Below are 11,795 nucleotides of genomic sequence, written 5' to 3'. Positions count from 1 at the left end.
CAAGCGTCAAACCGTCATAAAGGGGGAGGGGGCTCTCCGAAGCCCACAATATTAAGGATAATCGGCGGCCCGAGGCATGTTTCCCCGGGACCGCAATACGTCGTATATTGGGTCTCCAGTATCCCGGTCCTCGAAGCCCAATGTCCGCCGAATTGACGCCGACCCCTGAGAAAAAGCGAACATTCTCGCTCTCCATCGGCCAGCTCACTTTCGGCAGCTTCCTGTTGGTGCTGGCGGTGATCATTGTCACCTCGACCGCGAGCGTGATCGCGATCCGGCACATCGACACGACCTTCGCCGAGCTGCAGCGGCTGCAGAGCGTCGGCGACCTCGCCGAGGACATCGACCGCCGCATGAACGAATTGCGCCTCGCCGCGCGCGACTTCGTCACCGATCCCGGCGCCGGCATCCAGTTCAAGCAGGTGGGCGAGGCGGCCTCGACGCTGAGCGACATCCTGAAGAAGACCCGCATCGAGCTTGCGCCCGAGCAGCAGGACATGATCGACGGGGTCACCGAGCGGCTTGCGACCTATCGCAGCGGCCTGGAGCGGATCTCGACCCTGATCGATCGCCGCGCCCAGCTGCTCGCCGGCCTGCCGCCGCTGCGCGACCAGTTCGATGCGGCCGTCTCCGGCACCGCCGACCGCGAGCTGGCCTCACGCCTGTCGGAGGCCCAGAGCCGGATCGCGCTCGGGCTGCTCGCACGCAACCCGTCCGCGGCGGAACAGGCCGCCCAAAACATGCGGGCACTGAACATCGGCGATGCCAGGCTGAGATCGGCCGTGAACGATTATGCCGAGGCCATCATGGCTGTCGCCGTCCGGGAGCGGCAGATCGCTGATATCGACCGGGAGGTGCTGGGGACTGAGGGTCGGCTGATCGGCCGCGTCACCGAATTGCTGCGCGAGGTCAGCGACCGGCGCGGCCACGTGCTGTCGCGCGACTTTGCCCGGACCCTGACGGAGGCGCGATGGCAGAGCATTGTGCTCGGCACCATCGGCGTTCTGATCGGCATTCTCGCAGCCGGCTTCGTGGTGCGCAGGACGGTCCGCCCGCTTGCCCAGATCGCACGCTCGATTCGCGCCCTTGCGGCGGGTCGGAAAGACACCTCCATCCCGTCCGCCGATCTCGACAACGAGATCGGCGATATCGCGCGTGCGGCCGAAGTGTTCCGTCGCGCGCTGGAGGAGGCCGACACGGCGCGCGAGGCGGCGGTGCGCGCGCTCACCGAGCAGCGCCTCGCTGAAGAGAGCTACCGAAAACTGTTCGAGGGTTCGGTCGACGGCATCTATGTGACGACGCCGGCCGGCGACCTCCTCAACGCCAATCCGGCGCTGGCGCGGATGATGGGCTATGACAGCCCGCAGCAGCTGATCGCCAGCATCAACGACATCGCCCACACGATCTACGTCCACCCTGAGGCGCGCGTCGAATATCAGCGGCTGATGGCGCGCGACGGCATGGTGCGCGAGTTCGAGTATCAGGTGCGCCAGCGCAGCGGCGACATCCTGTGGCTCTCCGACAGCGCCACCGGCGTGCGCGACGAAGCGGGCAACATCGTCCGCTACGAAGGCACGCTGCGCGACATCACCGACCAGAAGCGGGCGGAAGACGCCATCGCCGAAGGCCGGCGCCTGCTCCAGCAGGTCATCGACACCGTGCCCGCGGTCATCAACGTCAAGGACCGCGACCTGCGCTATGTGCTGATGAACCGCTACATGGCCGGCATTTTCGGCATCGAGCCCGACGACGCGCTCGGCCGCACCACGGCCGATCTGATGTCGCGCTATGGCGCGGCCAAGACCGACGAGAACGACAAGCGCGTGCTCAGCCTGCGCAAGGGTCTCGGCTTCTACGAGGAGGAGTACAAGGACGCCTCCGGCAACATGCGGCAATGGCTGGTCAACAAGCTGCCGCTGCTCGATGCCGAGGGCGAGATCGAGCGGATCGTCACCGTCGCGCTCGACATCGGCGAGCGCAAGCGCGGCGAGCAGGAGATGCGCAAGGCCAAGGAGGCGGCCGAGACTGCGCTGCGCAATCTGCGCGAGACCCAGGCCTCGCTGATCGAGGCCGAGAAGCTCGCGGCGCTCGGACGCCTCGTTGCGGGTGTCGCGCACGAGGTCAACAATCCCGTCGGCATCAGTCTCACGGTCGCTTCCGCGCTGGAGCGCAAGACCGCGATTTTCACGGCTGAGGTCGAGCGCGGCGAGCTGCGTCGCTCCACGCTCAACGACTTCCTCAGCACCAACCGCGACGCATCCTCGCAGCTCGTCTCCAATCTCAACCGCGCCGCCGAGCTGATCCAGTCGTTCAAGCAGGTCGCCGCCGACCGCAACTATTCGGACCAGCGCAACTTCGATCTCGGCGATCTCACCGAGCAGGTGGTGATGAGCCTGCGTCCGGGCCTCCGGAAGCACAATTTGACGCTCAATGTCGAGTGCCAGCCCGATCTGACCATGAACAGCTATCCGGGCCCGTACGGCCAGGTGCTGACCAATCTGTTTCTCAATTCGGTGGCGCATGCCTTCCCGGATGGACGGCCCGGGACCATCGACATCCAGGTGCGGGAGTCCGGCAAGGACAATGTCGAGATCATCTTCTCCGACAATGGCTGCGGCATGTCGCTCGACGTCCGCCGCCGCGCCTTCGATCCATTCTTCACCACAAGACGTGACCAGGGCGGCACCGGCCTCGGCCTGCACATCGTCTACAGCATCGTCACCAACCGGCTCGGCGGAAGGCTCGATCTCGATTCCGAGCCGGGCAGCGGCACGCGCATCCAGATCATCCTGCCGCGCACAGCGCCGCTCGAGCAGGCCGCGGAATAGCTAGTCGGCGTCAGCGAGCTTGTGCAGGGTCGCGCCGAAGATCTGGCTGGCCTTGCCGACCAGCGCCGTGCCCGTCATCTCGCCGCGCGTCTCCGTGAACGTGCCGCTGACGCCGATACCGACCGGGGCAGGGCCGCCGAACAGCGGATTGTCGTCGCCGCGAGGCGAGGTGTGCCGTTGTACCAGCACTTCGCCTTTGAAGGTGTTGTTGTCCTTCACCACGTAGCTGCCGGTGTAATAGAGGTAGGCATCGCCGCCAAGAATCTTGCCGTCGCGAAACAGAATGACGCCGCTGCCCTTGCCGGTTCGACCATCGAGCAGGGTCACATGAATCGAATAGAGGCCGTTCTTCATAACGTCCCGCAGGCCGGCCGCCATCGCCCAATGGCGTAACCGGTTCTGCTTTTATGCCAAAGCGCATGCGCTCGCGCAACGCGGCAGTTTGCCGGCCGGCCGCAGCAGGTGCGGCCTCGAGCCGTAGTTGTCCCGGCTTGTGCGTGACGCCCTCATGACGGTCTGATGATGGAGCGAGGCCGATCGCCACGAATCGGGGTTGGCCCGCGAAATGCATAACAATTGCTGCACTGGCCGCGGGGTGCTGGAGCAAGACGATGAGCAACTGGATCGATTCCGGCGGCGATGAGCCGCGTCTGTACAGTGCGCGTCCCACCAATTGCAAAAACGAACGATGGCGCTCCGGCAGCGCAACACGCTGGCGAAGCGCGACAGCCAGGCTGGCTTGCGTTTTGGCGCTGATGGCCCTCGTAGCCCCCTTCGGGCATGCGCGTGACCGCGGCCAGTTCGCCAACACCAATGCGGATTTGAAGGCCTGGTTCGACGGCCTGCGCAGCGGCAAGGGGCCATGCTGCTCCGATGCCGACGGCTCGGCGCTCTCGGATACCGATTGGGACAGCAAGGACGGGCACTATCGTGTCCGCCTCCCGCGCTATGCTTCCGGGCTCGAAGGGCAGCCGCAGGAGCTGGTCTGGGTCGAGGTCCCCGAGGAGGCCGTGATCTCCGAGCCGAACCGGGTGGGACGCACCATGGTGTGGCCGATCTACGGCTACATGGGCGTCACCATCCGTTGCTTCATGCCCGGCAGCATGACTTAGCCGCGCCGGTCGGCAAGTCGTCCGCTCGAGTCGTCCGCTCAAGTCGTCCGCCAGTTCGTCCGCCAAGGCTCGCGCCGCGTCAGGTGTATTTCTTGTCGCGCTCCAGGAGCTCGATGGAAATGCCTTCGGGGCCGCGGATGAAGCAGATCCGCACGCCGGGCCGGATCGTGGTCGGCTCGCGCGTAAAGGTGACGCCCTTGGCCTTGATCTCAGCCGCGACGGCATCGATGTCCTTCACCGTCAACCCGATATGGTCGAGGCCCTGATGCGGGTGCGGAGGCGGCGGGTTGACGGCGCTATCGCCCTCGAGCGGCGCAATGAAGACCCTGGCGCCGCCAAGGTTCACGTCGATTCGTCCCGGCGCGTGCACGATCTCGCCGCCGAGGATGTCCCGCAGCCAGGCCGCCGTGGCTTCCGGATCGGGGCTGCGCAGATGGACGTGATCCCAAGTGACGACGACTGGCATTCCAATTCTCCCAACGCGATCGTTCGATTTGCCGCGCATGTTAACGGCCCCGGCCGGTGATCGCCACCGTCCTTGCCGATTCGCAGGGAACCTTAGTTCGTCTTCCGGATTGACGTAAGCTGCGGCCTAGTCCGTGTCGCGAGTCCATCGTCGAACGTGCTCAGCCGCCATCGGTGATGCAACCATGAACGCCAGGCTCGACCGGATCGGATTAGGGCGCTTCGCCGGGACCGGCGAGCGCGTGGCGCGAGCCGTGACGATGGCGAGCGTCTCCTTTGGCCGGAGCCTGCTGTGGCTGCTGGCCGCCATCATCGTCGGCTGTGGCGTCTGGATGCTGCTGCCTCTCTCCAAAGGCAACAGCGCCGAGCAGCCGAAGTCGGAGCTGGCGGCCGTCGAGCCGGCTCCTGCGGGCGATCCCGCAGCATCGACCTCGCCGGCTTCGGACGCCCAGGTGCCGGCCATGGCGGACCTCGGTCGTCTCAGGATTTCATCGCAGACCTGGCGCCGCGGCGGGCTTGGCTCGAAAGCCCTGGTGACGTTCACGCTGCGAAACGACAATGACTATGCCGTAAAGGATGTCGAGATCGTCTGCGCCTTTGCACGGCGCGACGGAAGTCATCTCACCGATCGCAGCCGCGTGTTGGCAGATCCGGTCAGCATGAAGAGCCGCAAGACCTTCGCGCGGGTCTCCGTCGGCTTCGTCAATGTGAATGCCGATCAGGCAAAATGCTCGCTGGTTGCAGCACGCCGCGCCTGAAGCCGGCCATGTTTCGGTAGCGGAAAAGTTACCCTTTGCGGCCCTTGGCGAAAAAACCTCGCATCGCCATTTGAACCGAAGGGCTGGGCCAGGAACCAATTAGATGATCGCCTGTTGAAGGCGAAGAGCCCACGCGGGGATGCGGGGGGCGGAGCGCGGCCAATGCCCATCTTTCGGTATTTCGTCTTTGTCGGTGGAGCCTTGCTCGTCCTGCTGTTTGCAGCGAACTACGTTCTGCCATCGCAACCCGTTGCGCAGACTGTCGCCGCCGCAGGCAATGATCAACCGCTGATCCGCATCCGCTCCGACCGCCATCTGCCGGAGCGTGTCGTGCTCGATACGACCCAGCCCACGATCGTCGCGCCCGCAGTGAAGACCGCCGCAGTCGTGCCTCCCCAGCCGCCGGCTCAGGAGGGCGTGTCGCCGGCCTTGGCTGAGCTGTCGGCCAAGGCGCGCGTGCGCGAGACGTTCGCCCAGTTCACGCCGCCGAAGGCCGGTACAGCCGCGGCCAGGAAGGCTGAAGCCAAGCCTGAGGCCAGGCCGCAATCTTCTCCGGCTCAGGTCTCTCAGGCCCAGGCTGCGCCAGTCCAGTCTCAGCCCAAGCGCAAGGTCGCCAGGGCACATTCGGCGCCGCCGCAGGGCCGGCCGATGATGCTGGTTGCCCAGCAGCCGCATTTCGGCCTGTTCAACACGACCTGGTGAGAGCACCCTCCATCCGGATCCGGCCCGATAGAGGCGAGGGGGCTTTTTATTGGTCAGCCTCTCTGCTAATTCGAACCCACCCGAACGCCGCCCGGTGTGCTGGCTCGCCAGCAGCCGGTCCGGCCCGTTTCGGTTTGCGGCCCGGTAGCCCCGGGCCAGGGCGCTCGTAGCTCAGCTGGATAGAGCATCGGATTTCGATTCCGAGGGTCGGGAGTTCGAATCTCTCCGAGCGCGCCAAATTTCGGCATTCGTTACAAGACAACGAACAATCCCTCGCGGAGTGCCTCCTCCCAGCTGAAGGATCATAGCGGTTGAGGCCCGAGCGCCCGGCACCAACGCTAGGGAGAAGCTCGCCTCACGCTACGCCAGCCGGCGGCTTCTCCAGATCGGCCCAGATCTTCGCGAAATAATCCTGGAATTGTGGGTCTGTCCGCAAGCCGGCCGGATCGCGCCCGGCGCGCGGCAGCTCGATCACGTGGAGCGCGCGGACCGTCGCCGGGCGCGCGCTCAGCACCAACACGCGATCAGCCATTGCGATGGCCTCGCCGATGTCGTGAGTGACGAGGATCGCGCTCTTGCCGCGCTCGGCGATGATGCGGGAGACGTCGGCTTGCATCAGCAGACGGGTCTGGAAATCCAGCGCCGAGAACGGTTCGTCGAGCAGGATCACCTCGGGATCGAAGGCGAGCGTGCGCATGATTGCGACGCGCTGGCGCATGCCGCCGGACAGCGCCGCGGGCTTGGCATGCTCGAAGCCGGCGAGGCCATAGGCCTTGATCAGCTCCAGCGCGATCTCGCGCGCACGCGGCGTCGGCGTTTTGCGGATCTCCAGGCCGAGCATGACGTTGTCGAGCACGCTGCGCCAGGGCAGCAGCAGATCCTTTTGCAGCATGTAACCGACATGACCGGCGGCATCGTCGACGCGGCGGCCGCCGACCTCGACATGGCCGCGCGTCGGTCGCAGCAGGCCGGCGATGGCGTTGAACAGCGTGGACTTGCCGCAGCCGGAGGGGCCGACGATCGCCAGTGTCTCGCCGCGGCGCAGCTCGAAATCCACTTTCCGGATCGCCTCGACGGGGTGGCCGGCGCCGTCGAAGGTGACGCCGACATTCTCGGCGCGCAGCACGATCGGCTCTGAACCCGCAAGATTTTGCGCGGGCGCATTCATCGGTCCACCTCCTTGCAGAAGTCGAGTAGCATGTCGTTGAAGATCTTTGGCGTGACCACGCTGAAGGCGTGCGCGCCCCAATCGACCTCGCGCACGCGCGCATCCGGAATGGCGGCGGCCAGCTCGCGGGTAAGATAGGCGGGCACCAGCGCGTCATCCTTGGCAGAGGACAACAACGTTGGCACGTTGATGGCCGCGAGGCGCCTGCCACCTTCGAACGCCAAAAACATGTCGATGCGCTCGTTCATCGTGCCGACGGAGGGGAAGTGCTTCAAGATGCGCTCTTCCTCGGCATCGAGATGGGCGATGTTCTCCGAGATCCATTGCGGCGGATAAAGGAACAGCGGCTGGGCTCGCACATAGGCCTGCGGTCCCAACCGGTTGAGGAGCGCTTTACGGATCTCGAAGCAGCGCCGCAGGAACGGATCGGCGCGTCCCCAGCCGTTGACGACGGCAAGACTGCGCAGGCGCTTGGGATGGCGCAGCGCAAGCTCGATGCCGACGATGCCGCCGATGGCGTGGCCCACGACATGCGCCGCATCGACGCCGGCATGGTCCAGCACGCTGGCGATATCGTCGGCCATGCCGGCGATGCTGCGCTGGCCCGCTGCGCTGCGGCCGGTGCCGACGTGGTCATAGAGAACGACCTGGTGGCGGCTCGCGAGCGCGTCGAGCTGCGGTGCCCAGAACGAGCCGCTGCCACCCATGCCCGCCGACAGAACGACCGGCGTACCGCGTCCGTGAACTTCATAGTAGATGTCGGCATCCTCGCCGCGTGCGAAAGTCATGACGTCCCAGTTGTTGAATTGATGTCGTTCACGGTCGGGAGAGCAGGCGTCGCTCGATCAGGTCGATTGCGCCGTACATCAGTAGCGCCACCACCATCAACGTCGCGATGCCGACCCAGACCGCGTTGAGGTCGTAGAGCACACCGGCGTAGTAGATCATGTAGCCGAGGCCCTCCTTGGAGGCGATGTACTCGCCGACGACCGCGCCGATCAGGGCGAAGCCGACATTGAGACGGAAGGCCGCGATGATCCACGGCATCGCGCCGGGCACGATGACGGTGCGCCAGGTCTTCAGCCGGCTGGCGCCGAGCGAGCGCAGCAGCTTGATCAGATCCGCATCGACCTCCTTGGCGCCCTGGAGCGCGGTGATGACCGCGACAATGAAGGTGATGATCGCCGCGATGGCGATCTTCGAGGAGAGGCCGATGCCGAACCAGACGATGATCAGCGGCGCCAGCGCGATCTTCGGCAGGCCGTTGAGTGCGATCAGATACGGGCGGAGTACCGCCGCGCCGGTCGGGACAAGCCACAGCAACAGCCCCGCCGCACTGCCGAGCACCGTTCCAATCAAAAAGCCTGCGATAGCTTCCCACGCCGTCAGCGCCGCATCGCGGAACAGTTCGCCGCTGCCGATCAGCTTGGTTGCCTTGGCGATGATGCCGCTCGGCTGGCCATAGAGATAGACCGCGATCAGGCCGAAGCGGATCGCGAGCTCCCAGCCGGCAAGCAGGACGCCAAGCAGCGCGATCTGGAGCAGGGCGATGCGAAGCGCGGACGGCAGCTTGAAGCGCGCGCCCGTCACCGCGGCCTGGCCGGCGTCGAGCACGGCCACCTCACGTCCTCTTGTGTGCGATCGAGGCGATCTCGACGAGGCAGGCCGGCTTCACCAGCCCGCACTGGATGCAAAAGCGCGCCGGCTTCTCGCCGGGAAAATACTCGGCATAGACTTTGTTGACCGCGGCGTAGTTCGCCCAGTCGGTGATGAAGATCGAGTTGAAAGTGACGTCGGCAAGGCTCGAGCCTGCCGTCTCCAGCACGCGCTTGATAGTTTCGAGGATGTGTCGCGTCTGCCCGGCGGCGTCGCCCTCATGAACGACGTCGTTCTTGGCATCGAAAGCCAGCGTGCCCGACACGTAGATCACGTTGTCGGCCATCATGCCCGGCGAGAACGGGGCGATCGGCGCGTGAGTGCCTGATGGAATGATGGCGCGGTCGGTCATAGCGTATCCTCTTTTGCTGGAACGGCTTCGGTCTGGGCAAAGGCGCGGCGGAAGTCGCTCGTGGACGAGACCCAGCCGAAGAAAGTCTCGATGTTGAAGACGGAGGCCTTTTGCAGATAGTCGGGGCCGGCCTGATGCGTCGCGTCCTCCAGCATCACGCCGAAATATTCGAGGTGGAAGCCGTCACGCAGCGTCGACTCCACGCAGACATTCGTGGCGATGCCGCAGAACACGAGGTTTCGGATGCCGCGCGCGCGCAAAATGCTGTCGAACTGGCTGTTGAAGAAGCCGCTGTAGCGTGTCTTCGGCACCACGATATCGCCGGGCTTCGGCATCAATTCGTCGACCAGCGCATAGTCCCAGCCGCCCTTGGCGAGCAGCTTGCCTTGCAGCTCAGGCCGCTTGCGCATCGTCTTCAGCGCATTCGACTTGTGCCAATTCGGCGAGCCCGCTCCACCGGCTTCGACATAGTCAGCGTCCCAGCCATTCTGGAAGAAGATCACCGGGACGCCCGCGCCACGCGCGACACCCAGCACGTCCTGGATCGCACTGATGGCGGCCTTGGCGCCGGAGATGTCGAAGCCGGCAAGATCGAGATAGCCGTTCGGTGACGCATAGGCATTCTGCATGTCGACGACGACCACGGCTGTCTCGTCGACCGCGAGCCGCAGCGGCTCGGGCCGCGCCGGCAGAGTGACGTAGCGCGGCTCGCCCGCGGGAGAGGTATTCACCGTCATCACACCAGACCGAACTGCTTGGTCGCCTGCCCGGCGAAACTGTTGTCGACCATCTGGGCATAGGGCAGGACGGTCTGCACCGCACCGCCGCCCTGTTCGAGCTGCATCGCGCGATCCCATTCATCTGCCGAGATGGTGGGGTTGCGCGGGATCGCGGTCCTGGAGCCGAAGAAGTTTTTCGTGGCGCTGGCAACGACGGAGGGTGAGACCTTCGGGAAATATTTCTCCGCGACCTCGGTGAAGACGGCGTTGTTCTCGTGCATCAGCTTCTGCGCTTCGGCGATCGCGTTGCAAAAGCCCTGCACCGCCGCCGGATTGCTCGCGATCGTCTCTTCCGTCGCCATCGCGGTGGTGAAGCACAGCGAGCCGAGCGCGTCGGCGAAGGACAACACCGGCACGAGGCCGAACTGTTCGGCGGCGATACTGACGTCCCATTCGAAGGCGGTGGCGATGTCGGCGCGGCCATCCTTCACCGCGGCGGCCTGTGCGCCCGGCGGCAGTTCGAGGAAGGTGACGCCGGCCTCCTTTGGATCAAACTTGCCGACGGTCTTGATCGCGTATGTCGGCACCTGGATCGTCGAGGACGGGAATTTCAGGGTGGCGATGGTCTTGCCGCGCAGATCGTCGATCGTCTTGATCCTGCTGTCGGGCCTGGCGATGCCCCACATCGACACGCCGCCAACGATCTTGGCGATGTTCTTGATCTTCCCGCCCTCGCGGACTGCATTGACGGACATGCCGGGGCTGGTGACGCCGATCTGGCCGCGCCCCGAAAGCAGGATCGGGACCGGAAGCGCGATGCCGCCCGCAGTGGAGAGGTCGGCATCCAAGCCGTGCTTGGCGAACAGCCCCTTGTCCGCGGCTACATAAAGCGAGTTGTACATGCCGAGCCGAAGCGCCTCGGCAATCGCTACCTTGGTGCCGCCGGCGAGAGCGGGAGTGGTGAGGCCAGCCAGCGGAGCCGTTGCCGCTCCGAGCAGCGAATACTTCATGAGGTCGCGTCTATTGATCACGTCCCTGTCCTTTAACTTGACAGAACAGCGGGTTAGTCCGCCGTCTGCCTAATTGATGGTCATTCCCGGTCTTCGCCCAAAATCCTTGCATCGCTCGTTTTTATTAGCAATTAGGAATAGATAGATATATTTATAAGTGATGCTAATAGATAAGGTCGACCTCAAGCAGCTCCGCGCTTTCGTCCGGGTTGTCGAGACGGGCAGCTTCAGCGCCGCGGCGCGCTCGCTCGGCATGTCGCAATCCGCCGTCAGTCAGGCGGTGCGCCAGCTCGAGGACGGATTGCGGGTACGATTGCTCGATCGCACCACACGAAAACTTCAGCTCAGCAAGGTCGGCGCGGATTTCATGCCGGGCATCCAGCGCCTGCTCGCCGATCTCGATCGCCAGCTCCAGGACCTGCGCGAGTTGCGCGAACACCGTCGCGGTCATGTCACGGTGGCCTGCGTGCCATCGGTGGCGCTGCGGCTGATGCCGCGCGTGCTCGCGGTATTCCAGCACGAATACCCGATGGTGGCTGTGACCCTGAAGGAAATTTCACGGCATCAGATTTTTGCGGCGTTGCGCGGCGGCGATGTCGATCTCGGCATTGCCAACGTACCCGGCGACGATCCGGAGCTCGACGCCACGCGCCTGCTCGTTGACAATTTCGCGTTGGTCATGCGGCGCGATCATCCGCTCAGCGCACGCGACGCGGTGAGCTGGACGGAGGCGTCGAAAGCAGGCCTCGTGGTGATGGCATCAGGCACCGGCATCCGGCTCGAGATCGAGCGCGGCGTCACCGATCTCGGCCAAGGTACGCCGATCCATGAGGCGGAGCATCCGGCGACGCTGCTGGCGCTGGTTGAGGCCGGCGTCGGCGTCGCGCCCCTGCCAAGTCTCGCCTGGCCGGAGGCGAGCCATGCGGTGCTGACGTATCGGAAGCTGGTCGAGCCCGTGATCGAACGCGAGCTTTATTTGATCCGGCGCATCGGTCGTGACCTGTCGCCAGCCGCGCGCGCACTTC

General features: G+C 65.0%; 13 protein-coding genes and 1 tRNA gene. 6 read left to right on the top strand and 8 right to left on the bottom strand.

Going from position 1 to position 11,795, the window contains the following annotated elements; all coding sequences use genetic code 11:
- Positions 1-140 precede the first annotated feature (140 nt).
- Complete coding sequence (locus SE92_RS06915) at positions 141-2,828, top strand: PAS domain S-box protein (RefSeq protein ID WP_063195056.1); 2,688 nt, start codon at positions 141-143, stop codon at positions 2,826-2,828.
- Here SE92_RS06915 and SE92_RS06910 read toward each other — a convergent pair whose 3' ends face one another.
- Positions 2,829-3,182: a GrlR family regulatory protein gene (locus SE92_RS06910; RefSeq protein ID WP_063203377.1), complete on the bottom strand. Its 354-nt coding sequence runs from the start codon at positions 3,180-3,182 to the stop codon at positions 2,829-2,831.
- 257 nt (positions 3,183-3,439) lie between these two features.
- On the opposite strand from SE92_RS06910, the gene SE92_RS06905 reads away from it, so the two are divergent.
- Positions 3,440-3,940: a hypothetical protein gene (locus tag SE92_RS06905; RefSeq protein WP_063195055.1), complete on the top strand. Its 501-nt coding sequence runs from the start codon at positions 3,440-3,442 to the stop codon at positions 3,938-3,940.
- Positions 3,941-4,019: 79 nt separating this feature from the next.
- On the opposite strand, the gene SE92_RS06900 is transcribed toward SE92_RS06905, so the two are convergent.
- A complete protein-coding gene (locus SE92_RS06900) occupies positions 4,020-4,406 on the bottom strand; it encodes a VOC family protein (protein WP_063195054.1) in 387 nt (128 codons plus the stop codon).
- Between the two features lie 184 nt (positions 4,407-4,590).
- Here SE92_RS06900 and SE92_RS06895 point away from each other — a divergent pair, with 184 nt between their 5' ends.
- The 3 genes from SE92_RS06895 to SE92_RS06885 all read left to right on the top strand — a co-directional run bounded on the left by SE92_RS06895 (position 4,591) and on the right by SE92_RS06885 (position 6,102).
- The gene (locus tag SE92_RS06895; RefSeq protein ID WP_063195053.1) at positions 4,591-5,163 is read left to right on the top strand and encodes a hypothetical protein; all 573 of its coding nucleotides are present in this window, start codon (positions 4,591-4,593) and stop codon (positions 5,161-5,163) included.
- Positions 5,164-5,325: 162 nt separating this feature from the next.
- Positions 5,326-5,865 carry a hypothetical protein gene (locus SE92_RS06890; RefSeq protein ID WP_063195052.1) on the top strand — a complete coding sequence of 180 codons (540 nt, stop codon included), beginning with the start codon at positions 5,326-5,328 and terminating at the stop codon, positions 5,863-5,865.
- Positions 5,866-6,025: 160 nt separating this feature from the next.
- Positions 6,026-6,102, top strand: a tRNA-Arg gene (locus SE92_RS06885).
- A 118-nt stretch (positions 6,103-6,220) separates the two neighbouring features.
- Here SE92_RS06885 and SE92_RS06880 read toward each other — a convergent pair.
- The 6 genes from SE92_RS06880 to SE92_RS06855 are packed head-to-tail and all read right to left on the bottom strand — an operon-like array spanning position 6,221 to position 10,791.
- Positions 6,221-7,033 carry an ABC transporter ATP-binding protein gene (locus tag SE92_RS06880; RefSeq protein ID WP_063195051.1) on the bottom strand — a complete coding sequence of 271 codons (813 nt, stop codon included), beginning with the start codon at positions 7,031-7,033 and terminating at the stop codon, positions 6,221-6,223.
- Positions 7,030-7,821 carry a pyrimidine utilization protein D gene (gene rutD / locus SE92_RS06875; protein ID WP_063195050.1) on the bottom strand — a complete coding sequence of 264 codons (792 nt, stop codon included), beginning with the start codon at positions 7,819-7,821 and terminating at the stop codon, positions 7,030-7,032. The genes SE92_RS06880 and rutD overlap by 4 nt, the downstream gene beginning before the upstream one ends.
- A gap of 28 nt (positions 7,822-7,849) precedes the next feature.
- Positions 7,850-8,653 carry an ABC transporter permease gene (locus SE92_RS06870; protein ID WP_063921210.1) on the bottom strand — a complete coding sequence of 268 codons (804 nt, stop codon included), beginning with the start codon at positions 8,651-8,653 and terminating at the stop codon, positions 7,850-7,852.
- A 1-nt stretch (position 8,654) separates the two neighbouring features.
- Positions 8,655-9,041 carry a pyrimidine utilization protein C gene (rutC, locus tag SE92_RS06865; protein WP_063195049.1) on the bottom strand — a complete coding sequence of 129 codons (387 nt, stop codon included), beginning with the start codon at positions 9,039-9,041 and terminating at the stop codon, positions 8,655-8,657.
- Positions 9,038-9,778: a pyrimidine utilization protein B gene (gene rutB, locus SE92_RS06860; protein WP_063195048.1), complete on the bottom strand. Its 741-nt coding sequence runs from the start codon at positions 9,776-9,778 to the stop codon at positions 9,038-9,040. The genes rutC and rutB overlap by 4 nt, the downstream gene beginning before the upstream one ends.
- Positions 9,778-10,791: an ABC transporter substrate-binding protein gene (locus tag SE92_RS06855; protein ID WP_063195047.1), complete on the bottom strand. Its 1,014-nt coding sequence runs from the start codon at positions 10,789-10,791 to the stop codon at positions 9,778-9,780. The genes rutB and SE92_RS06855 overlap by 1 nt, the downstream gene beginning before the upstream one ends.
- A 139-nt stretch (positions 10,792-10,930) precedes the next feature.
- Between SE92_RS06855 and SE92_RS36520 the strand changes: the two genes are divergently transcribed.
- A partial coding sequence (locus SE92_RS36520) for a LysR family transcriptional regulator (protein WP_063195046.1) occupies positions 10,931-11,795 on the top strand: 865 nt, incomplete at its 3' end.

The organism is Bradyrhizobium sp. AT1 (genome assembly GCF_001590795.1).
Taxonomy (GTDB): Bacteria; Pseudomonadota; Alphaproteobacteria; order Rhizobiales; family Xanthobacteraceae; genus Bradyrhizobium.
Note: the sequence above shows the minus strand (reverse complement) of the source record. Positions and strands in the feature narration are given on the sequence as shown.